Genomic DNA, 20,079 nt, shown 5'->3' with positions numbered 1-20,079 from the left:
CGACTGGCGGAACCAGCACGTCGAAGATCAGAAGCTGCGGGACATCGTCAAGCGGGCGAACGTGGCCTGACAAGGCACTAGTTTCGCGGCCGGACCATCCCGCTGACCGTTTGGAGAAACTTCGAGAATCTTTCTGGTCATGCTCGCGGGAGGCTCTTACTCTCCGACTCAGGCCGACCACCACCGTGCCGGACCGAAGCGTCTGGAGGGCACGAATGGGCACCGTGAGGAGCACACCATGACCGTTCTGGCAGAAGCCCCTGTGAAGACGAGTCGGTTCCTGATACGAGCCGACCTGTTCGACCGGCTGACCGACCGAATCGCCCCCGAGGCTGCAGATGACCGCGACCTCGCGGTCAGGATCATGGACCAGACGCTGGCCTTCCTCGCCGCCAGTGCCGCAGATCCGGACACCCGGCTGGTTCCGAGCCGCCTCGTCGATATCGGCTGGCACACGTTCCTGCTCTACACCCGCGACTACACCGACTTCTGCCACCAGATCGCCGGCCGATACATCCACCACGTCCCCACCGACCCGACCGGCAAGGCGCTCGACGCCACCGCTGCACGCACCCGTACCCTGGCCGCGATCACCGCCGCCGGATACATCGTCGATGCTGACCTGTGGCCCCCGACCGTCGAGGGCCGACACGACGAGTGCGCGGACGAGGGAAACTGCTCCGCGTCCGGCAAGGATGGCAACGAGAACGAGGGAACCCGGATCCCGTCGCGAGGATGAGATGACCATGGTTGACGGCTGGGGCTCGCTTCCCGCTGTGGTGCGTCAGGCGGCCGGGCGTCACCTGGGCACGGTGGACTCGGTATCGGCGGTGCCGGGCGGTCAGAACAACGACCTCGCTGCCGTCTTCCACACCCGTGACGGCGCGGTGTTCGTGAAAGCGGTCCGCGGAATCAGCCGGCGCATGCGCTGGCTGCGTAACGAGATCACGGCTGGGACACTCGCCCCTGGCATCGCCCCAGCAGTGATCTTCGCCGAGGACGTCGAAGTGGACAGCGACCCATGGCTCGTCGTCGGCTTCCAGTACCTGCCCGGCCGGCCCGCGGATCTCTCCCCCGGCTCGGCCGACCTCGCGATTGTCGGGCAGACCCTGGACCGGATCAGCGCCCTACCCGCACCAGGGATACGCGGTCTGCACGATCGGTGGAGTGTCCGGGACTGGTGGCGCCGGCTCCCTGACGTCGCCCCGCATGCCGTCACCGGCTTCGACGTCGACCAGATGGACCAGTGGGCCTCGCTCGCACCCCAGGCCGTGCAGGGCGACCGGCTCGTCCACACCGATCTGCACGCCGACCAGTTCATCGTCGGTGCCGGCGGCGAGGTCCACGTGATCGACTGGGGCTTTCCCGGTGCCGCGGCCGGCTGGGTTGACCCGGCCTTCCTGGTCATCCGACTCATCGACGCCGGGCACACCCCGCACGACGCCGAAGAATGGGCAGCCGCCCGGCCAGGCTGGCCGACCGACAGCGCCGCACTGACCGCGTTCGCCGCGCTCGTCGCCGGCCTGTGGACCTATCGGGAGGCCGTGGAAGGCGCGGGCGGCCCGTGGGTCCGCGCCGCCCGCAACTACGCGGCGTGGCACGTCGGCAGATCAGACTGAGATCGGCGCGACGTCGACCACTGCGCCGAGGCTCACGATCTCAGCCACGCTGCTGCCACCGCGTCCGTCCCGCCCAGCAACGACCAGAACGGACTTTCTACCGGGCGTAGAATCTGCGGGGTGCGACGACAGGTGCAGTTCCCGGCCGCCGGCCGCCGCCAGGGCCGGTTCCGGCCGATCGGGCACACGGTCGCGGGCCTCGCCGCCGTCCTGACGGCGCTGGTGGCGGCGCTGGCCGTGCCCGCCTCCGCCCATTCGCGGCTCGAGCTGACGTCCCCGGCCGCCGGGGCGATCCTGGCGCAGGCGCCCGGCGAGGTCGTCCTGACCTTCAACGAGGCGGTGTCGTCCCGCTACACCCGCGTCGCCGTGACCAGCCCGGACGGGACAGCCCACACTCGCGGTGACCCACAGGTGCAGGGCACCTCCGTGCACCAGGCGTTGTCGGCGCTGGGTAACGGCCGGTACACCGTCGCCTACCAGGCGGTGTCGGCGGACGGCCATCCCGTTGGCGGTACCTTCGACTTCACGGTCGCACAGGCCGCCGCGCTGACCCCCGCACCGGCCGCCTCCGCCACACCTGACGCCACGGCAACGGCTCACAGTGCCGCGCCGGCCACGACCTCGCCGGTTCGCACCGGGGCAGGTCCTATCGCCTCCGTGTCGTCCTCCCCCACCGGCTCCGCCGCCGGCGGCACCTCGACCGACAGCGCGGGCGGGAACGGCACGGCCTGGACCGTGGCGGGTGCCGTGGTCCTTGCCGCCACGCTGGCCGGTGGTGCCGCATACCTTGTCCGACGACGCCGCCCGGGAGCGCACTGATCATGGATCTCCCCTCCTCGCCGGGCACCCCGCACGCCGCCGGCGGCGACTCGTCCCCGACCCCGCCGACCCCGGACTCCCCCGCCCCCACCTCTCCCACCGCCCCGCCCATCGCGGTCTCCCCGGCGGCCCCGTCCACCCGGGTCCCGCCCGCGGTCAGGTGGGCCCTGGTGGTGGCCGCGGGCGCTGGCCTCGGCGTTCTTGCCCTGGTGATCGGGACGGGTCCGGGAACGTTGCGACTGCCCGGGCTGCCGTCCTCGGGAACGGGCACGCACTGGGCGCTGCCCGTCTCCCAGCTGGTCGGCCGGATCGCGGCCGTGGCGACTCTCGGCTGGTTGCTGACCGCCGCCGTCCTGCTGCCGGCCGCCCGCTCCGCGCCCGGAGGCCCCGCCGCGACAGGAGGCACCGCCGGTAGGGACGGCACTGGCCGTACGAACGGCACGGGCGGGACGAACGGCGCAGGCCGTACCAACGGCACAGACGGGACGAGCAGCGCAGACGGGACGAGCCAGTCCGAGAGCGCGGGTGCCGGGATCTCCCGGGCGGCGGCGCGGAGGCTGCTGACCGCGACAGCGCGTAGCCGCGGGCGCCGCGCGGCCGATGCCGCGGTGGTCTGGCTGCTCGCCACCCTGGCCGAGCTGGTGTTCACCCTGTCGGATGTGTCGGCCCGCCCGGCCGGCGACGTCCTGGACCGCAAGGCGCTGCGTTCCTTCGTCACGTCGACCTCTCAGGGCAGGTCGCTGCTGGTCGTGGCCGTGCTCGCGCTGCTCGTCGCGATCGTCGGCCGGACGGTGACGACGACCACCGCCGCCGGCGCGTTGCTGATCCTGGCCGGCGCGGCACTGCTGCCCCCGGTCCTCGCCGGTCATGCCTCAAGCTCCGGGCAGCATGCGGTGGCGATCGTGGCGCTGGCGGTCCACGTGATCGCCGCCTCGCTGTGGGTGGGCGGGCTGCTCGGCCTGCTCGGCGCGGTACGGCTACCAGCCGCAACGTTCGGACCCGCGCTGCGCCGGTACGGCCGCTTCGCCGCGGGCGCCGCCGCGGCGACCGCCGTGAGCGGTATCGGCAGCGCTGCGCTGCGCCTCGGCGGAGTCGCACCGCTGTGGAACACCCGCTACGGCGTGCTCGTCCTGCTCAAGGCCGTCGGCCTTGTCGCCGCGGTGGCCCTCGGTGGCCTGCTGCGGCGCCGGGTCATCGACCACCTGGCCGCCGCGCCGTCCCCCTCCGACGCGTCCGCGGTCTCGCCGCTCGGGACGTTCGTGCGCCTGGCGAGCGTGGAGCTCACGGTGCTCGTCGCGACGCTCGGGCTGGCGGTGGGCCTGGCCCGCACCGCTCCCCCGGTCGATGACGCCTACCTCCCGGACGACCCGACCCGGGTGCTGCTCGGCTACCCGATGCCGCCGCGGGTCACGGCGGCGCGGCTCGCCCTCGACTGGCACATCGACTGGGTCTTCCTCGCCGGCTGCGTGTTCGGCGCCGGGGTGTACCTGGCCGGGGTGCGTCGACTGCGCGCCCGCGGTGACCGCTGGCCGGTGGGGCGCACGGTGGCCTGGTTCGTCGGCCTGTTCGTCGTCCTCGTCGCCACCTGCAGCGGCCTTGGCCGGTACGGGCCGGTGCTGCTCAGCGTGCACATGACCCAGCACATGCTGCTGAACATGGCGGCGCCGATCCCGCTGGTGCTCGGCGCACCGGTGACGCTGGCGCTGCGCGCGATGCGCCCGGCCCGCGCACCGCACCGCGGCGGGCCGCGGGAGTGGCTGGTGGCGGGGCTGCACTCCTGGCCGGTGCGGTTCCTCACGCATCCGGTGGTGGTCACCATCAACTTCGTCGGCGGCCTGTACGTGCTGTACCTGACGTCGCTGCTGACCACTCTGATGCACAACCACCTCGGCCACCTCTACATGAACGTGCACTTCCTGGTGGTCGGGCTGCTGTTCTTCGAACTGATCATCGGGATCGATCCGATGCCGCGGCGGCTGCCCCATCCCGCGCGGATCCTCATGCTGATCGCCGTCGTGCCGTTCCACACCTTCCTCGGGCTAACGATCATGGGCTCGAACTCGCTGCTGGGCGGCGACTGGTACGAGCGGCTGGTCCGGCCGTGGGGACAGAGCCCGCTGTCCGACCAGCACACCGCCGGCGGTATCGCCTGGTCGTTCGGCGAGATCCCCACCTTCACCGTGCTGCTGGTGCTGGCCGCCCAGTGGGCCCGCGCGGACGACCGGGGCAACCGCGCCCGCGAGCGGCGCATCGCCGCCGCCGGAGACGTCGACGCCGAACTCGACGCCTACAACGCCTACCTGGCCCGGCTCTCCGCCCGCCCCGGCGGCGGCCAGCCGCCCCCCACTGGCCGGCCGACACCGGTGCCCGTGGTGCGGGCGCCCCGGCCCCGCGAGGCCGCCGACGACCGGGATCCCCCCGGCCGGTAACGGCCAGACGCGCCGGACGACCGGCAGGTCAGCCCCCCGAGGGTGGCGAGGCTGCTGCCGGTGGGGACGCCGCGGGCGGGGAGGGCGGGGAGGGCGCCACCGACGGGGAGGGCGCCACCGCGGGCGACGCCGCCGATGGGACCCTGCTGGCGGGCAGGGTGCGCACGTTGCTGCGTTGCGCGGGGCGAGCGGCCGCGGCGGTGAGCCTGGCACGCCGATCCGCATCGGCATCACGTCCGCGGATCACCAGCCAGGCGATCTCGAGCAGCACACACCCGCCCGCCGCGATGCCCAGCCCGCACAGCGGCCCGGTGGTGCCGACCAGGGAGAGCTGGAAGAAGTCCTGCCCGAACGGAATGACCAGCACCAGCACGAAAGCGCCCGCCATGGTGAGCACCAGCGCGATCCGCCACCAGGTGTAGGGACGGGCCACGATCGCCAGCGCCCACAGCGCGAGGACGAACAGGGTCAGCGTCGCCATCGACGTCTCGGCGTCCAGGTCGTCGTAGATCGAGCGGGCCAGCAGATAGGAGGCCATCGTGGCCGCGCCGGCGATCAGGCCCGCGGGCACCGCGAAGCGCAGGACGCGGCCGACGAAGTCCGGACGGGCCCGCTCGGTGTTGGGCGCGAGCGCCAGGAAGAACGCCGGAATGCCGATCGTCAGCGACCCCAGCAGGGTCAGATGGCGCGGCAGGAACGGGTAGGGCACGCCGGTGACGACCACGAGAACGGCCAGCAGCACCGAGTAGACGGTCTTGGTCAGGAACAGGTTCGCGACCCGTTCGATGTTACCGATGACACGGCGGCCCTCGGCGACCACCGACGGCAGGGTCGCGAAACTGTTGTCCAGCAGCACGATCTGCGCGACGCCACGGGCGGCCTGGCTGCCCGAGCCCATCGCGACGCCGATGTCGGCGTCCTTGAGGGCCAGGACGTCGTTGACCCCGTCGCCGGTCATCGCCACCGTGTGCCCGCGGGACTGCAGCGCGGCGACCATCTCCCGCTTCTGCTGCGGGGTGACCCGGCCGAACACCGAGTGGGTTTCCATGAGCGTGGCCAGGGTGTCCCGGTCGGTCGGCAGGGTGCGCGCATCCACCGGGTCCTCGGCGCCGGGCAGGCCCAGTCCCCGGGCGACCGCGCCGACGGACAGCGCGCTGTCCCCGGAGATCACCTTTGCGGCGACGTTCTGCTCGGCGAAGTACCGCAGGGTGTCGTCGGCGTCGGCGCGCAGCCGCTGGGCGAGCACGACCAGCGCCGCGGGGGTGAACGCGCCCGTCACGGCGGCCGGATCCGCCAGTGCCTGGTCGAGCGACGTCGTGGTGCACCCGAGCAGCAGGACCCGCAGCCCCTGGGCGCCGAACGCGTCGGCCTCGGCGAGCACCGGGTGCCCGTCCGCCAGCAGCACATCGGGGGCGCCGAGCAGCCAGGTGGCGACGCCGCCGGTGTCGTCGGCGAGGGTTGCCCCGCTCCACTTGCGGGCCGAGGAGAACGGCGCGTCAGCGTGCGCGGTCCACCCTTCGGGTGCCGGGCAGGCGTCGATGATCGCCTGCATGCTGGGATTGGGCCGCCCGTCCGCGGCCCCGAGCGCGCCCAGCGCCGCGCGCACCCGGGCCAGCGGGTCGGACCACCCCGAGGAATCCGGGTCACCCTGCTCGCGCGAGGGTGTCTCGCCCCCGGACGCCTCGCCCGCGGAGGCCCGGCCCGCGGAGGCCCGGCCCGTGGAGGCCCGGTCATCGGCGCAGGTCGCGGCGTCGCCGACGAGCCGCACCTCGGTGACGTCCATCGCCGCTTCGGTGAGGGTGCCGGTCTTGTCCAGGCAGACGACGTCGACGCGGGCCAGCCCCTCGATCGCCGGCAGTTCCTGCACCAGGCACTGGCGGCGCCCCAGCCGGACCACCCCGACGGCGAATGCCACCGAGGTGAGCAGGACCAGGCCCTCGGGCACCATCGGCACAAGTCCGGCGACCATGCGGCGGATGGCCTCGGGCACATCGTGCTGGTTGACGCGAAGCTGGCTGATGACGAGGGCGATCCCGGCCGGGATGATCATCCAGGTGACCACCCGGAGGATCTTGCTGATGCCGCTGCGCAGCTCCGAGCGCACCAGGGTGAACCGGCTCGCCTCCTCGGCGAGCTGGGCAGCATACGCCTGGCGGCCGACCCGGGTGGCGCGGAACGCCCCGGCGCCGGCGACGACGAAGCTCCCCGACATCACCGTGTCGCCGGGCTGCTTGTGCACCGGATCCGCCTCGCCGGTGAGCAGCGATTCGTCGACCTCGAGCCGGTCAGCGGCCACGATCTCGCCATCGACCGGAATCCGGTCGCCCAAGCCGAGCTCGATGACGTCGTCGAGGACGATCTCGGCGGCGGGCAGCGGTGCGCCGATCCCGTCGCGGCGCACGACCGGGCGCGCCTGTCCGATCAGCGCCAGCTGGTCCAGGGTGCGCTTGGCACGCAACTCCTGGAACATCCCGACCAACGTGTTCGCAATGATCACACCGCCGAAAAGGCCGTCCTGGATCGGCCCGACGATCATCACCAGGACGAACAGAACGCCGATGAGGGCGTTGATCCGAGTCAGGACGTTAGCCCGGACGATCTCGGCGACGGTGCGGCTCGATCGCACCGGCAGGTCGTTGACCCGGCCATCGGCGATCCGCTCGGCAACCTCGGCCGCCGTCAGTCCGGCCGTGAGCGGATCAGGCTCTCGTTCCGGTCCACCCGGGCTGGGCACGTTCACCTCAGCCGCGTTCGTCTCAGCCGCGTTCGTCTCATCAGCCGCAGTTGTCTCAGCCGCAGTTGTCACCGGCACGCTAGCCCCGGGCGCGCTTACCTCGGGCACACCCGGCTGCCGCGCCTGCGACTCCGGTGCGTCCATCTCGGCCTGTGACCGATCCATCGTGTCCTCCAGCCCGTCGCACACCTCGTCCACGCCTGGCGGATTCCCCCCGGAGATCCCACCCACCGCGCCGGACCGCGCGCCGCACGGGCCGCGAACCCACCGTAGTCGACCCGCTGGAACCCGGGTTCGCCCGCCGATCGCTCAGCCGCGCAGCGCGCCCGCCTCTGTCTCGAGCGCACCCGCGGCCAGCGAGAGGAGTACCAGCGCACCGAGGCCCACACGGTAGGCGACAAACGGCGCGAAGCTGCGGGTCGAGACGTAGGGCAGGAACCAGGCGATGGACGCATAGCCGGTGGCGAACGCGACGCCGGTGGCCAGCAGGGTCGGCCCCCAGGGCAGCCGCGCACCGGAACTCGGCTCCACACCGCAACCGTGGTCGGCGTCGCCATCCTCAGCCGTGCCGTCCGGCGCCCCCGTGCCATCGCCAGGCACCCCGGTGACATCTCGAACCACAGGGACATCTCGCTGGGCAAGGTGACGCAGCTCTAACAGCCCCGAGGCGAGCACCGCCGGCAGGGCGAGCAGGAACGAGTAGCGGGCCGCCGCCAGACGGGTGTAGCCGAGCAGCAGGCCGCCGCTGATCGTGGCGCCAGACCGGGACACACCGGGAATCAGCGCCGCCGTCTGGGCGAATCCGTAGAGAACTCCGTCCCGTACCGTGAGGTCGGTCAAGGTCCGCCGGCGCCGGGCCGGGGACGCGGCAAGGCTGCTCCCGCGCCCACCCCCGGCGGACCGGTCGGCGGCGCCGAGCACGAGCCCGAATCCAACGAGGCTCGCCGCGGTCAGGCGAAGATCTCGGAACGGCCCCTCGATCGCGTCCTTGAGCGTCAGGCCGCACACGCCGATCGGGACGGTACCGACCAGCACCAGCCAGCCGATCCGCGCGTCCGGGTCGGCTCGGATCCTCCGCTCTCGGACCGATCGCCCCCAGGCCCGCGCGATCCGGGCGATGTCGCGCCGGAAGTAGAGCAGGACGGTCGCCTCCGTGCCGATCTGGGTGACAGCCGAGAAGGCCGCGCCAGGATCGTCCCAGCCCGCCATCGCGGCGACGATCCGCAGATGCGCGCTGGAGGAGACCGGCAGGAACTCGGTAAGTCCCTGCACCAGGCCGAGCACCGCCGCCTGCGGGTAGTTCACCACGACCGTCCGACGCGCGCACAGGTCACGTGCTGGGATCACATGCTGGGCCCGGCCACCCGCCACGCCACGGGTGGCCTCCCGGCCGCCGCTCCATCCACTGCCCGCACCCCATGCCCACACAGGTGCCACGCTAACGCTCGAACATCCCGGCCCTCGGAGCGGCCGACCATCACCGTGACGGCCGGCGGCGCGAGTTCGGTGACAGGGACTTCCGGTCGCGGCAGTGGGACCTTGGGCGCGACAGCGGCGATGGCAGCGGCGGTCCCCCTACCTATCGCGCCCGCGGCGCGGCTCGCCGGCTGGCCCGGCCGGTGCCAGCGCCGGCCGGGCGGTCCCCGCGCGTGCTCGTGTGGGCCGTGGCCACACCGACGCCGGCTCTGCCTCCGGCGCTGGTGGTTCTGGCATTGATGGCTCCGGCGCTGGCGCTGGTGGTTCTGGCGCTGGTGGTTCCGGTGGTTCCGACGCTGGTCGCGTGGCCGCTGCCCGACGCCGTCCTGGCCGTGCCCCAGGCACGGTCGACGATGCGACTCGCGGCCGCCACGGCCAGCGCGACCGGCCATTCGACCAGCTCGACACCGACCAGCACGCCCAGTCCCAGGTAGCGGGCCACACGTCCCGGCGTCGGCACACCCACCGGCCCGATCCGCAACCGGGACGGCGCGGGTGCCGACGGCGCGGTGAGTTCGAGATGGACGGTCAGGAATGGCAGCCGCACGGTGGTACCACGATGCCCTGCCGTGCGTGACATCCTGGACGTGGCCGGCGGCTCGGATCCGGTCGTGGCCACGTCGCCGTTGCCCGCCGCAGTCGCGCCCGTCGCCCTCGGCCGGGGCCGGGGCCGGGCCGCCCTGTCATCGTGCGCCGGCGACACGAACAGCGGGCTGGTCAGCGCGGCCGATGCCGGATCTGCGCGCAGGACGAGATCACCTGGGCCGACGCCGTTGTGCGAGCTTGTGCCTGCCATGGAGCCGTTCCTCCCGACCGTCCACGATCCCCGCCAGCAGCCGCCGACGTCACCGATCGCATCGATGCGCACACAGCCTGACAGCAACCCGGTGGGTGTGCCACCGCACGCCAGGCGCCCCACCCACGTCCGGCTCCGCGCATCCAGCTCCGTATCCAGCCAGCTCCGTATCCAGCCAGCTCCGCGCGGGACGGGTCAGAGCCCCAGGAATCCGCTGCCCAAGAACCGAAGGGCATCGTCGAGGATCGCTACCAGGTCGCCGGCGTCATCTCGCAGCCACTGCTCGTAGGCGGTCACCGCGACGCCGAGGTGCGCGGCAGCGACCGCCTGCGGGACCAGGGAGCCCGGCGGCTGACCGGCCCGCCGGCCGACGAACTCCGCGACGACATCGCGCCAGCTGGCGAAACGCAACGTCGAGTGCGCCTGCAGCGTGGGGGTACCCAGGATCAACGTCATGCGCCGGCGCAGCCAGACGGCCTCGGCCGGCGGATAGGTGTTGAAGTCCAGGATCGCCTGGCGCAGCACGTCCAGAGTGGGCCGGTCGGGCGCCGACTCCACCAGTGCCGTGCGCATGACCACCAGGTGCGCGTCGAAGTTTCCCCAGGCCAGGTCGTTCTTGGACGCGAAGTACCGGAAGAACGTCCGTCGGCCGATGCCTGCCTCTCGGGCGATGTCCTCCACCGTCGTCTCGTCGAACCCGCGTTCGGTGAACAGATGCAGCGCGAGGCGCTCAAGCTCATCCGCGTTCGTCGCGGGCCGCCGCCCGGCACGCCGGGTCTCCCCGTCGCGGGGCACCACCGAGGCGACCACCGCCCACCACCCCTTCCCTGCCCGCGGCCGGCGCGCCGCGTTCACCCGCGATCATCCCACGGCACCGCGTCACCGCCTCGCACCCGCCACGGTCCGCGATGGTCACCCAGGCCGCCGGGAGTGCCCCGGCCCGCAACAGTCCGTTACGATCGGACCAGCTCAAATATGAGAGATCAATCCCACTATATGAAACGTAGGGTCGCCGGGATTCGGGTTGTCCGCCCGGATGCGAGGCGGTCGGCCCGTTCGGAAAGCCAGGTCGCCATGACAGCCGTCGCCGCACCCGTCTCGCTCGCCACCCGGGCCAGCCGGCTGCGCACCTCGCCCGTGCGTGACCTGCTCGCCCTGACCGCCGACCCGGAGCTGATCTCGTTCGCCGGCGGTCTGCCTGCCGCCGAACTGTTCGACGCCGAAGGGCTGCGCCGCGCCTACGACCGGGTGCTCGCCGAGCACCCCCGCGCCGCCCTGCAGTACTCCACCAGCGAGGGTGACCCGAACCTGCGGACCGCCCTCGCCGCCCGCCTGGAGCGACGGGGGCTCGCGACCGACCCGGAGGACCTGGTGGTCACCTCCGGCTCCCAGCAGGCCCTCGCCCTGCTCACCGCCGCCCTGCTCGATCCCGGGGACGTCGTCGTCGTGGAGGAACCAACCTATCTGGCGGCGTTGCAGGCCTTCGACCTCGCCGGCGCCCGGGTGCTGGCCGTCCCGACCGACGAGGACGGCGTGCTACCCGACCGGCTCGACGAGATCGTCGCCCGCCACCGGCCCCGCCTGCTCTACCTCGTGCCGACCTTCCAGAATCCCACCGGACACACAATGCCCGCCTCCCGGCGCCAAGCCGTCGCCGACATCGCCGCCCGGCGAGGGCTCTGGATCATCGAGGACGATCCCTACGGGGAGCTTCGCCTCGACGGTGAACCGCAGCCGTGGATCGCCACCCTTCCCGGTGCCGCCGACCGGACGGTACTGCTCGGCAGCCTGTCCAAGACGATGGCGCCGGGCATGCGGCTGGGCTGGCTGCGCGCCCCCGCCGAGTTGCGGCGCGCCTGCGTCATCGCCAAGCAGGCCACCGATCTGCACACCTCCACCGTCGACCAGGCGGCGGCCGCCTGGTACCTCGCCGCGGCGGACCCCGACGCACGGATCGCGCTCATGTGCGCCGCCTACCGCGAACGGCGCGACGCGCTGCTCGCCGCCCTGCCGGCCGCGCTGCCCGCCGGCAGCCGCTGGAACCGGCCCGAGGGCGGCATGTTCGTCTGGGCGCGCCTGCCCGCGGGAAGTGACGCCACCGCGCTGCTCCCCGCCGCGCTGGCCCGGGGCGTCGCCTATGTGCCGGGAGCGGCATTCTTCGCCGGCGTCGCGGATCCGCGCACGCTGCGGCTGTCGTTCACCACCCACGCGCCTGGACGGGTGCGCGAAGGACTGGGCCGGCTCGGCGACGTGCTGCGCGGCGCCCGCGGATAGCGTCTCGCAGCCGGGCTGGACGCCTCTGGCGCCCCGACGGAAGATCCGTCGGCCAGCGGTAGCGATGCCGAGCACGCGGACGCGGGGCTCGCAGGCGGACGGGCGGACGGGCGGACGGGCGGACGGGCGGACGGGCGGACGGGCGGACGGGCGGCATCAGTCCATCCGGCCGGGCCTACGAATCTCCAGGGTCGCACACTTGATCCCGCCTCCGCCGCGCCGCAGCTCGTCGAACTCGATCTCGATGGGTGCGAACCCTCGCTCGCGCAGCGCGGCCGCAAAGCCCTCGGCCCCGGCGGGCATGATCACATGGCGACCGTCGCTGACCGCGTTGAGAGCGAAGGCCGCGGCCTCCCGCTGCACGACCGTGATCGCGCTGGGAAACAGGGACTCCAGCAGGGCGCGGCTGGGCGCGTCGAAGGCCTCCGGCAGATACGCGATCAGATCGTCGTCGAGGACGCACAGCGCCGTGTCCAGGTGGTAGAAGCGCGGGTCGACCAGGGTGAGAGTGCGCACCGGGCAGCCCAGGACGCGGGACGCCTCCGCGTGTGCCGCGGGCTCGGAACGAAATCCCGTTCCGGCGAGAATGGTCGAGCCGACCGGCAGCAGATCGCCCTCACCCTCGTTGACGAAGTTCGGCCGGTGCACCCCCCGCACGGCGAGGGTCGCCAGGCGCCGCAGGTAGGGCGCCTCCTCACCGCGCCGCTGCGGATGGCGGAACCGCACCCCCAGGGCACGCCCGTCGACGACAAGCCCGCCGTTGGCCGCGAAGACCATGTCCGGCAACCCGGGCAGGGGATCGATGAGCTCGACGGTGTGGCCGAGATCCAGGTACAGGGCCCGCAGCGCTTCCCACTGCGCGCACGCCCGCACGACATCGACCGGCTGGCGCGGGTCCATCCACGGATTGATGGCGTACCGCACGTCGAACCAGGTCGGTCGACACATCAGGTACCGGCGTGGGCGCGCTCGGCGGACCAAAGGCGGCTCTGGCGTCATCCAACCCCCTGGGCCAGAGGTGGTTCGCGAAACTCCTTGACGCGCAACGTTACCGTCCTGCCGCGCAGCGCCAACATCCGCATGCCTGATGGCGCACCGTCGCAGCCTTCCCGCCTTCCCGCCTTCCCGCCTTGACGCCTTCCCGCCTTGACGCCCTGACGCCCTGACGCCCAATCGCCTGGACGCCGCCGGAGCCGGCTGCGGCGGCCTGACCTTCCGGACCGACTTCCCTTACCTCGGCCCAGCCGGGAACCTTTACCGAAAAGGGCCGTTTGATGGAGTCGGCACCGGGGACATCATCCTTCGATCAGCCCGGCAGACCGGAAAGCGGCACACCTGGCCGCCGCCGGCCCCGAAAAAACTGCGGAGGTTCCCGTGCTCTGGTTCATCATCACCTTCATTCTGCTCGGCCTGGCGGCTGGCGCCGTGGCCCGTCTTCTGGTCCCCGGGCGTGACCCGATAGGTATTCCGGCAACAATTGGCCTGGGTATTGTCGGCTCGTTCATCGGTGGATTCCTCGGCTACGTTCTTTTCGGCCATGACCTCAGCGAGGGTGCCTTCCAGCCGTCGGGCTTCATCGGCTCCGTGATCGGCGCGATCGCCGCCCTGCTCGTCTACCGGGCCGTCTCCGGTCGCCGCGCGGTGCGCCACTGACCGCACGGCCCGCCGGGCCACGGATGATCACATAACGTCGACGGTGGGCGGGCTGGCCCTGGGACACCCCACCGGTCACCCCGCCCACCGTTGTACGCGCCATGACGACCTTGCCGTCCTGTTCGCCGGCGCAGGACCGGTTGGCCCGGCCGCGCGTTCACACTGCCGACCGGCCACCGACGAGGCCGACCCTCACCCGGATCCCACCGCAGGTCCCCCCAGGCCCCTTGATCGTTACCGTCCGCGCCGGGCGGCGGAGCAAGATCCGGCTACCCAGGTCGCTGTGGGGGGCAAATCGGACACGAACACCCCCACGACGACCTGTTTGGATCTTCGGCCGGTCTGACCCCGGGAATTTCGTTGCAGAACGTGACTCTGGGCCTGTGGCGGCGGACCGACGCCGCATCGGCCGACGGAATCCCTGACCACCGTGCCCGCCGGGCGCCGACGCCTCCCCGTGGACGCCTCGCCGTAGACGCCTCCCCGTGGACGCCTCGCCGTGGACGCCTCGCCGTGGACGCCTCGCCGTGGACACGTCGCCGTTGCGACCTCGCCGTGGACGCCTCGCCGAAGGCCGCCTCACCCTGTCATGCTGTCGGTCTGGAGGCACCCGACTACCGGGCGCGAGCGTCGATGGCGGGTGGCGCCGATGGATCGAGGCTGATCGGGGTGGAGGTTGCCGATGTCGGAGCACGGCGCAGCACAGCCTGGCGATGCCACACGACCCGGCGATCCGCTCGAGCCGACCGAACCGGCCAGGGCGCGGTTCACCGGCTCTCCCCGCCCGGGCGACGACGGCGAGAGCGAGATCCGCCCAGGGCTGTCGGGCGGCACAGGTGGCGCAGATGGCACAGGTGGCGCAGATGGCACTAGTGGCGCAGGTGGCGGTGGCGCTGGTGGCACAGGGGGCCCGGACGGGCCGGCGGTCCCCGTTCCCCGGTCGACGAGCGTGCCACGTGGCCGGCCCGCACCCGGCTCCACGCGTGACCCCCTGCGCCTGCCGCGGCGGAGCACCCGGACGGTCGGCGCGGAGCCGGCGCTGCTGGAGGCACCCAGCGTGCCGGCCGCGCTGCGGGAATGCGCCGGGTGCGGCGCGCCGGTGGCCCAGCCGGACGAGGCGGGATCGGTCCCGCTCGACGGTTCCTGCGCCGGCTGCGGGCACCGCTACTCGTTCACGGTGAAGCTGCGCCCCGGCGAACGCGTCGGCAGATACACCGTCCACGGAGTCATTGCCCACGGCGGGCTCGGCTGGGTGTACGCGGCCACCGACGACAATCTCGGGGGCGACGACGTCCAAGCCTGGGTGGTGCTCAAGGGTCTGCTCGACGCGGCGAATCCGGAGGCCCGGCGCATCGCCGAGGTCGAGCGGCGCATTCTCACCACGGTCTCCCATCCCAGCATCGTGAAGATCCTCGACTACGTCGCGCACGCCAGCGAGGACTACATCGTCATGGAATACGTGCCTGGAATCTCCCTGGCGACCATGGCCGACGCGGCCCAGTCGGCCCGCCCAGCCCCCACGACCCACCCGGCCCACACGGTCCCCGCCCACACGGTCCCCGCCCACACGGGAACGGGCGCAGGGCCGCCGCTGCCACCGGTGGCCGACATCCTGCGCTATCTGCTGCGCGTGCTGCCGGCGCTCGGCTACCTGCACCGCATGGGGCTCGTCTACTGCGATTTCAAACCGGACAATGTGATGATCACCCCGTCCGGCGTGAAGCTGATCGATCTGGGCGGTGCGCGCCGGATCGACGACCGGGTCTCCGGCTATCTGTCCACCCCCGGCTACCGGGCGCCGGAGCTCGACGACGACGGGGAACGTCCCGACGGCATCACCCGTTGCGCCCCCTCGGTCACCACCGACGTCTTCGCGGTCGCGCGGACCCTTGCCCGCCTGGTACTCGGGCGATTCGCCGGTTTCATCGACGCCTACCGCCATGTCCTGCCCCCGCGCCGCGCCCACCTGCCGCTGCGGCAGTTCGAGTCGCTGGACCGCCTGCTGCGCCGGGCCACCGCGACCGATCCGAGTCGACGGTTCCAGAGTGTCATCGAGCTTGCCGACGAACTCGTCGGAGTGCTGTACGAGATCGTCGCCCGTACCGAGGGCCCGGTCCCGCCGCTGGCGAGCCGGTGGTTCGACACGGCGAGCCATCCCACCGGCGAGGCCGGCCCGCTCGCGGCACCGCTCGCCTGGGAGGTGCTGCCGGAACTGCGCGTCGACCCGGATGACCCGCATGCCCCGGCGCTGGCGGCGGGGTCCGACGAGGAGCCCGCCGCCCTGGCCGCCCGACTGGCCGCGATCGTCCCGGTCACCACCGAGGTCCGCCTTGCCCAGGCCCGCGTCGCGATCCGCGCCGGCCAGCTCGGCGCGGCCGCCCGCGTCCTGGACGAGGCGGCCCGCACAGCTCCCCTGGAGTGGCGGGTGGACTGGTACCGAGGGGTCGCCGCGCTCGTCGGTGGCACGCCGGGCCTGGCCGTGGCCGCCTTCGACCGGGTGTACTCGCAGCTGCCCGGGGAGCTTGCGCCGCGCCTCGCGCTCGCGACGGCGTTGTCGGAGATCGCCGCGCGGGCCAGCTCTCCCCAGCAGCGCGAGGCGGCCAGAGCCCGGGCCGCCGACCTGTACGACATCGTGGGCACGATCGACCCGGGGGTCACCAGTGCCGCGTTCGGGCTGGCCCGCTGCCGCACCGACCCGGACGGCCGGCTCGACGCCTACGGGCGGGTGCCCCGCACGTCCTCCGCGTACACTGCCGCGCGCGCCCGGATGATCGAGGTACTGATCGCCCGCGCCGCCGAGGACGACCCACCGGGCACGGGCCACACGGCGCTGACGCGCGCCGCGGCCATGCTCACCGACCCCCGCCTGGACCTGGGTGAGCGGCGCCGGGTCGAACTGCGACGGGACCTCTATGTGTGCGCCCTGGCCCTGCTCGACGCTGGCCTCGATGCCGGCCTGGACGTCGGCCTCAATGCTGCTCTGGATGCCGGCCTTGATGCCGGCCTGGCCGTGCGCGGGGGCACCGGCGCGGCGCTGATGCTCGACCGGCCGATGACCGAACGGGAGCTGCGCTCGGGGCTCGCCCGGACCTACCGGGACATGGCCCGCCTCGCTCCCGACCGGGCCGGCCGGGTTCGGCTGGTGGACCAGGCGAACCGAGCCCGTCCCCGCACCTTTTTCTGAGCACACATCCCGAGCACACATCCCGAGCACAGGTCAAGGGTGGGTCCCGAGCGAGAGTCCCGCCTGGGCGCCCGGCCTGGCCTTCAGGTGGAGTCGCGGTCGAGATCCGCCAGCGGCGGGTGGCCCTGCGCGCGCAGCCCGGGGCGCAGCCACTCGTCGTACAGGCGCGACCAGGTCCCGTCGACCATGATCTGCCGCAGGACGCCGTTGACGAACGACACGAACGCATCGTCGCTCGCGGCGTCGCCGGTGATCGGCATCGCGATGCCGTACGGCTCGTCCAGCCCGCCATGGGCGGCGAGCGCGGCGCCGAACGCGCCCGGTCCCAGCACCGTGGTGTAGGGGTCCTGCGCGGCCAGACCGGCCAGCAGCACGTCATCGCCGACGATCGCGTCGACGTCCCCGTACTGCAGCGCGACCAGGCAGTCGGCGATGCGGGGCAGGGTCACGACCCGCGGCGTCTCGGGGGGTCGGACGCGCTCGAGCTTCTCGTCCGCGGTGCCGCCCGCCGCGGTGCACACCGGCCGCCCGGCCAGTGCCGTGAGGCTGTCGATGCCCGAGCCAGCCCGCACCAGCAGACGCAGCGTCGCCTCGTAGTAGACGCTGGAAAAACGCACCTGCCGCTTGCGCTCGCAGGTGATGGTCATGGTGGCCACCAGCATGTCCACCATGTTCGAGCGCAGCAGGTCCTCCCGGTCCGTGGTGGTCACCGCGCGGAACTGGATATGGCTGTCCACATCCGTCGAGCCGAAGATCGCCGCAGCCACCGCACGGGCGATGCCGACGTCGAATCCCTCCAGCCGCAGGGTGCGCCAGTTCATCAGCCCGGCCGGCGGCGCGTCGGTCACGATGCCGATTCGCAGGTAGCCGCGGTCCTGCGCGATCGAACGCAGCCGAGAGCCCGCGGGCATGTGGCCCGGCGGAGGCAGCGGCGCGAGCGGCGGTTCACTGGCACGCACGGGACGGCCGTCCTGGCGGCAGGTGCCATCCGCCCGCGTGGCACCGACGGCGCCCGAACCAGGCCCCGCGGGCCCACCGACCGCACCGGGGCCATGTGGGCCATCCGGCTCGGCTGGCGCTGGAGAGGCCGGCAGCGGACCGGCCTCGATCGGCAGCGGGCTACGGGCCGTGCCGCAGGCGGCCAGGACGAGGATCAGGGTCAGGGTCAGGGCGCCCGCGCCGAGTGCCCACGCGCGGGCGGACCGGCGGCGATCACCCGCACCGGTGCCGCTGGTCACAGATACTCCCGCAGTCGCGGCCAGATGCCGGCCACCGCGGCGATGATCGCGGCGAGCACCAGCGCCGGGCCGGCCAGTCGCAGTCCCCGCAGCGCCGCACCGGCCTGGTGGACGTCGGTGTCGAACCGCCCGCGTGCCGTGTCGACCGCGACGTCGAGCGTGCCGAGGAAGCGGGTGAACGCCGTGGTCCCCGGCCCCAGCGTGCGGGTCACCGCCTCGCCGAACGCGTCGGACGATCGCGGGTCGCCTCTGATACCCGCGTCGCCCGGACCATGCGCGGCGGCGACTACCGAGTCCGGCGAGGACGCCAGCAGCCGCACCACGGACTGGCGGATCCGCAGCCATGCCCGCAGGTCCGCCTCGAGGTCCGTCGGCGTCCCGCCGCCCGCGGGGGCGTCGAGCGCGACGACCAGGGAGCCCCGGCGGGTGACCGGTTCGGGGGGCAGGCGCTCACCGGACGAGTCGAATCCCAGTCCCCGCGCGACCCAGGCGAAATGCTCGTCGAAGCGCAGACCGTTACCCAGCGCTGCCAGCGACAGGTTCTCGTCGACCCTGGCCTCGAGGGCGAGGGTCTTGGACCGCGCGAGCAGGGTCATGGGGCGGTATCCCGCGTCCCGGCCCGCGTCCAGCCTGCTCTGCTGCGTGCCGAAGGCCACCGCCGTCCAGGTGACCGCCGCCAGGACCGCGGCGGTGGCGATCAGCAGGCCGGGGTTGACCAGCCGATTGGTCCGGCGGACCAGCAGCACCTGGGCGCCGACCAGTGCGCCGAGCGCGACGGCGGCGGTGACGACGACAGCCCACTCGCCGCGGGCTCCCGTCGCGTGCCGATAGGCGCGGTCGACGGCGTCGGCGTAGCGCGCGACCAGGACCTCCGTCGCGGGCAGTATCTCCGCCCGCATCATCGTCGACGCCGCGCGCAGGTAGGCCTCGCCGACCGACAGCTCCACCCGGTCGTTCGCCCGCGCCCGCTCGACCATCCCGTTGTAGACCGGGATCTCCTGGGCGAGCAGATCCAGCGGGCAGGACTCTCCAGCCGGTGCCGCGGCGGGGCCATCCCCGCTGCCCGCCGCCCGCGCGCCGTCGGCGACCACGGCGCCCGGCGTCGCGCCGGCGGCACCCGCCGGTGCGGCCGCCGTGCCCGGACCGGGTACCTGCGGACCCGAGGTATCCGACCAGGGCGGTTCCAGGCCGCCGGACTGGTCGTGACCAGCCGTCACCGGCGGGCCGCCGCCGTCCGTCGCCCTCCCGAGGTCGGCCCCTGGATCGACCGCGCCCGGTACCAGCCGGGCGTCGGTGTCGTCCGGGCACAGGGCGGGATCGAGTCTGCGCAGGTCCAGCACACTGCGGGCGGACGCGGCGACGCTCATCTCGAACGACACGTCCGACTTGATCCCGTCATAGCGTCGCCGCTGCTGCGCGCTCGGCGCACCGCGGTCCACCAGCAGCTCGACGGGCGCGAACACCTCGGCCGCCGCGGCCGCGTCCGCCTGGGACAGCGCCGCCCGCAGCTCCTGGGCGGTGGCCAGGGCCCGACCCTGGCGGGCCAGCAGATCATCGGTCGCCTCCAGCCGATGCGAGACGACGGCACGGATCGTGAATCCGAACAGGCCCAGGGCAAGCACCACCAGCGCGAGCAGGCCGACCAGGCGTACCTCGGCGTCGCAATGCCGCGCGGCCCCGCGTGCGATCCGGACCACGCGTACGACCATCGACATCCGCGGTACCCGTCGGCGCCGCGCCGCCGGTGGTTCCACGGCGCGCCGCCAGCCCTGCGGCCGTGTTCTCAGCGCATCGGCCGGAGTCGACACCACACCCGTCACACTCACTGAGCGTACACGTCAGGCGGCAATATAGTTA

Annotated in this window: 14 protein-coding genes; 7 read left to right on the top strand and 7 right to left on the bottom strand. The window is 73.0% G+C overall.

All coding sequences use genetic code 11. The features are described 5' to 3' along the window. The first annotated feature begins 238 nt into the window (after positions 1 to 238). From MXD95_RS19895 to MXD95_RS19880, 4 genes are all read left to right on the top strand, one after another. Complete coding sequence (locus MXD95_RS19895) at positions 239 to 739, top strand: glycine-rich domain-containing protein (protein ID WP_250642176.1); 501 nt, start codon at positions 239 to 241, stop codon at positions 737 to 739. Between the two features lies 1 nt (position 740). Continuing rightward, positions 741 to 1,619 (top strand): aminoglycoside phosphotransferase/kinase family protein, encoded by an 879-nt coding sequence (locus MXD95_RS19890; protein ID WP_250642175.1) that lies wholly within the window; start codon positions 741 to 743, stop codon positions 1,617 to 1,619. A gap of 120 nt (positions 1,620 to 1,739) precedes the next feature. Further along, positions 1,740 to 2,438, top strand: coding sequence for a copper resistance CopC family protein (locus tag MXD95_RS19885; RefSeq protein WP_250642174.1), 699 nt, complete (start codon positions 1,740 to 1,742; stop codon positions 2,436 to 2,438). A gap of 2 nt (positions 2,439 to 2,440) precedes the next feature. Beyond that, entirely contained in the window at positions 2,441 to 4,867 is a 2,427-nt protein-coding gene (locus MXD95_RS19880) for a cytochrome c oxidase assembly protein (protein WP_250642173.1), read from the top strand. A gap of 28 nt (positions 4,868 to 4,895) precedes the next feature. On the opposite strand, the gene MXD95_RS19875 is transcribed toward MXD95_RS19880, so the two are convergent. The 4 genes from MXD95_RS19875 to mftR all read right to left on the bottom strand — a co-directional run bounded on the left by MXD95_RS19875 (position 4,896) and on the right by mftR (position 10,728). Then, positions 4,896 to 7,745: a cation-translocating P-type ATPase gene (locus MXD95_RS19875; RefSeq protein WP_480024038.1), complete on the bottom strand. Its 2,850-nt coding sequence runs from the start codon at positions 7,743 to 7,745 to the stop codon at positions 4,896 to 4,898. A gap of 165 nt (positions 7,746 to 7,910) precedes the next feature. Further along, positions 7,911 to 8,906, bottom strand: a complete 996-nt coding sequence (locus tag MXD95_RS19870; protein WP_250642182.1) for an undecaprenyl-diphosphate phosphatase — start codon at positions 8,904 to 8,906, stop codon at positions 7,911 to 7,913. Between the two features lie 274 nt (positions 8,907 to 9,180). After that, a complete protein-coding gene (locus tag MXD95_RS19865; protein ID WP_250642171.1) occupies positions 9,181 to 9,873 on the bottom strand; it encodes a hypothetical protein in 693 nt (230 codons plus the stop codon). Positions 9,874 to 10,068: 195 nt separating this feature from the next. Next, entirely contained in the window at positions 10,069 to 10,728 is a 660-nt protein-coding gene (mftR, locus tag MXD95_RS19860) for a mycofactocin system transcriptional regulator MftR (RefSeq protein WP_250642170.1), read from the bottom strand. A gap of 219 nt (positions 10,729 to 10,947) precedes the next feature. Between mftR and MXD95_RS19855 the strand changes: the two genes are divergently transcribed. After that, positions 10,948 to 12,147, top strand: a complete 1,200-nt coding sequence (locus MXD95_RS19855) for an aminotransferase-like domain-containing protein (protein WP_250642169.1) — start codon at positions 10,948 to 10,950, stop codon at positions 12,145 to 12,147. A 156-nt stretch (positions 12,148 to 12,303) separates the two neighbouring features. Here the strand turns inward: MXD95_RS19855 and ddaH are convergent, their stop codons facing one another. Then, positions 12,304 to 13,146, bottom strand: a complete 843-nt coding sequence (gene ddaH / locus MXD95_RS19850; protein WP_374122082.1) for a dimethylargininase — start codon at positions 13,144 to 13,146, stop codon at positions 12,304 to 12,306. 375 nt (positions 13,147 to 13,521) lie between these two features. Between ddaH and MXD95_RS19845 the strand changes: the two genes are divergently transcribed. Then, complete coding sequence (locus tag MXD95_RS19845) at positions 13,522 to 13,800, top strand: GlsB/YeaQ/YmgE family stress response membrane protein (RefSeq protein ID WP_250642167.1); 279 nt, start codon at positions 13,522 to 13,524, stop codon at positions 13,798 to 13,800. A gap of 949 nt (positions 13,801 to 14,749) precedes the next feature. Continuing rightward, positions 14,750 to 16,984 (top strand): serine/threonine-protein kinase, encoded by a 2,235-nt coding sequence (locus tag MXD95_RS19840; RefSeq protein ID WP_250642166.1) that lies wholly within the window; start codon positions 14,750 to 14,752, stop codon positions 16,982 to 16,984. A gap of 83 nt (positions 16,985 to 17,067) precedes the next feature. Here MXD95_RS19840 and MXD95_RS19835 read toward each other — a convergent pair whose 3' ends face one another. Next, positions 17,068 to 18,222 (bottom strand): glutamate ABC transporter substrate-binding protein, encoded by a 1,155-nt coding sequence (locus MXD95_RS19835; RefSeq protein ID WP_250642165.1) that lies wholly within the window; start codon positions 18,220 to 18,222, stop codon positions 17,068 to 17,070. Continuing rightward, positions 18,219 to 19,931: a GlnX family signal transduction membrane protein gene (locus tag MXD95_RS19830; RefSeq protein WP_250642164.1), complete on the bottom strand. Its 1,713-nt coding sequence runs from the start codon at positions 19,929 to 19,931 to the stop codon at positions 18,219 to 18,221. The genes MXD95_RS19835 and MXD95_RS19830 overlap by 4 nt, the downstream gene beginning before the upstream one ends. Between the last annotated feature and the right edge of the window lie 148 nt (positions 19,932 to 20,079).

This window comes from Frankia sp. AiPa1, from assembly GCF_023243075.1.
Classification (GTDB): Bacteria; Actinomycetota; Actinomycetes; order Frankiales; family Frankiaceae; genus Frankia.
Note: the sequence above shows the minus strand (reverse complement) of the source record. Positions and strands in the feature narration are given on the sequence as shown.

Excerpts from the sequence above, each read along its gene's own strand:
- MXD95_RS19830 (WP_250642164.1), bottom strand. The coding sequence starts at position 19,931 with ATGGTCGTACGCGTGGTCCGGATCGCACGCGGGGCCGCGCGGCATTGC.
- ddaH (WP_374122082.1), bottom strand. The coding sequence starts at position 13,146 with ATGACGCCAGAGCCGCCTTTGGTCCGCCGAGCGCGCCCACGCCGGTAC.
- MXD95_RS19895 (WP_250642176.1), top strand. The coding sequence starts at position 239 with ATGACCGTTCTGGCAGAAGCCCCTGTGAAGACGAGTCGGTTCCTGATA.
- MXD95_RS19875 (WP_480024038.1), bottom strand. The coding sequence starts at position 7,745 with ATGGACGCACCGGAGTCGCAGGCGCGGCAGCCGGGTGTGCCCGAGGTA.
- MXD95_RS19855 (WP_250642169.1), top strand. The coding sequence starts at position 10,948 with ATGACAGCCGTCGCCGCACCCGTCTCGCTCGCCACCCGGGCCAGCCGG.
- MXD95_RS19865 (WP_250642171.1), bottom strand. The coding sequence starts at position 9,873 with ATGGCAGGCACAAGCTCGCACAACGGCGTCGGCCCAGGTGATCTCGTC.
- MXD95_RS19890 (WP_250642175.1), top strand. The coding sequence starts at position 741 with ATGACCATGGTTGACGGCTGGGGCTCGCTTCCCGCTGTGGTGCGTCAG.
- MXD95_RS19880 (WP_250642173.1), top strand. The coding sequence starts at position 2,441 with ATGGATCTCCCCTCCTCGCCGGGCACCCCGCACGCCGCCGGCGGCGAC.